This is a genomic window from Streptomyces sp. WAC06614 (assembly GCF_003949795.1).
In the GTDB taxonomy this organism is placed as follows: domain Bacteria; phylum Actinomycetota; class Actinomycetes; order Streptomycetales; family Streptomycetaceae; genus Streptomyces.
In genome coordinates, this window is sequence record NZ_RPRY01000628.1 from 1 (window position 1) to 1,710 (window position 1,710).

The 1,710-nt window shown below is 76.8% G+C and carries 1 protein-coding gene and 1 pseudogene; both read right to left on the minus strand.

Annotated elements, in window-relative coordinates:
• Window positions 1-1,354 (minus strand): DUF5719 family protein (locus EF918_RS35435; protein WP_125652943.1); only part of this gene is annotated, 1,354 nt, incomplete at its 3' end.
• Window positions 1,351-1,710: pseudogene (locus EF918_RS37535) on the minus strand (hypothetical protein); the annotation flags it as partial. The gene EF918_RS35435 and the pseudogene EF918_RS37535, both read right to left, overlap by 4 nt.

Genomic DNA, 1,710 nt, shown 5'->3' on the forward strand with positions numbered 1-1,710 from the left:
TCGTCAGGGTTCGGGAGGCGTGGAGGGGGCCGCCTGCGGTGGTTTCCACGGCGAGGGCGTAGGGGCCCTTGGCCGGGGTGCTCGGTACGGCGAGGGTGGTGCCCGCCTTGACCGTGAGTTCCTGGCGGGTGCCGTCGGACGCCGTCAGCCTCACCTTGGCGTCGGCGGCGCCGGCCGGGACCGTCAGGGACAGGACCGTGGCGTTCTGCTCGGTGCGGGTGTCCGCGACCGTCGCCCGCGCGCCCACCGGCGCGGCCGCGGGGACGAAGCCCAGCTCCTGCTTGGCGCCCGAGCCGCGGACCACGCGCACCGCGGCGACCACGCCGACCGGCGGCTGACCTTCGGTCGGGGTCAGCACCAGTGAGCCCGGCTCACCCCGGGTGACGTCGGCGAGGTCGACGACGGCCGTCATGCCCGCCTTCACGTGGAGCTGTTCGTTCCCGGCCGGGCTGATCGAGCCGCCCGGTCCGGCCAGCCGGATCCGCAGGTCCGCGTCGTCCTTGCCGGGCGCGTACGCGACCAGCCGTACGGACGTGGCGTCGGCCGGGATGCCGGGCAGGACCAGGGAGCCCGCCGGGTCGGCGGAGGCCGGCAGCCAGTCCGCGCCGACCCCGTCCTCCATCACCTGCACCGCCGCCCCGACCCGGCCCGAACGGGTCGTCACATGCGCGGTGAGGTCGGCGAACTGGCCCGGGACCAGCGTCGACAGCAGCACGGCCACCGAGGACCTCGGGGCCACCTTGATGTGCTCGCCGCCGCCCTGTTCGGACTTGACGGCGCCGTCCGGGCCGAAGAGCTGGACGTCCACCACGGCCGGGACCTCGTCGGCGTTGGTCAGGTGGACGTAGTCCTGGCGGCCCCGGCCGGTGCTCACGGCCGGGAACCAGAAGTCGGTGCCGGGCGGGGTGCAGGCCACACCCAGCAGGCCGCGGGCCTGGCCCACGGCGACCTTGGTGGTCACCTGTGCGGTCCAGCCGGGGGCCGCCGAGCCGTCCGCGGCCCCGGTCAGGGCCGGGGCCTCGGCGCCGGAGGCGGTGGCTCCGACGGGCTTGCCGGGCTCCTTCAGCTCCAGCAGCGGCTTGGCCTCCTTGGTGGCGCCCACGAGCCGGGCGGTCCCGCCCTGGGCGGCACCGTCGCCGGGGGTGAACGAGGTGTACGCGGTCTCGGCGACGTCCGAGGAGGACGGCGCCGGGCAGGTCAGGGTGGAGCGCTCCACCGGCATCCGGGCCGCCGCGGCGCCGGCCGGACGGCCGTCGGCGGCGCCGGAGCCGGGAGCGGTCAGCGCGGCGGCGGCGGTGATCGCGGCGAGCGCGGCGGCCACGGCCGCGAGGGTCAGGGGGGCGGCGCGCTTCACTGCGGGGTGCTCCCGTCGGGGCGGGGGTCGTGGGACACCGGGTCGTGGGACACCGGGTCGTGGGACACCGGGCGGCCGTAGGCGTCGTACCGGGGGTGCCGGTCGTACTGCTGCGGCTGCGGCTGGGCGTATTCGTCGTACCGGGCCGGGGGCTCTTGGGGGGCGTACGTGTCGTACGGCTGGGCCTGCGGTTGCGGGTACGCCTCGTACGCCGGGGCGTACGGCTGCGGCTGCCCGGTGGCCGCGTACGGGTCCTGCTCCTGGGTGCGGTAGGCGTAGGTGTCCTCGCCGTGGGCCTGCTGGGCGGGGATCTGCGCGTACGGGTCGGCCTGCTGCGGGACGGCGGGCTCCGGGGC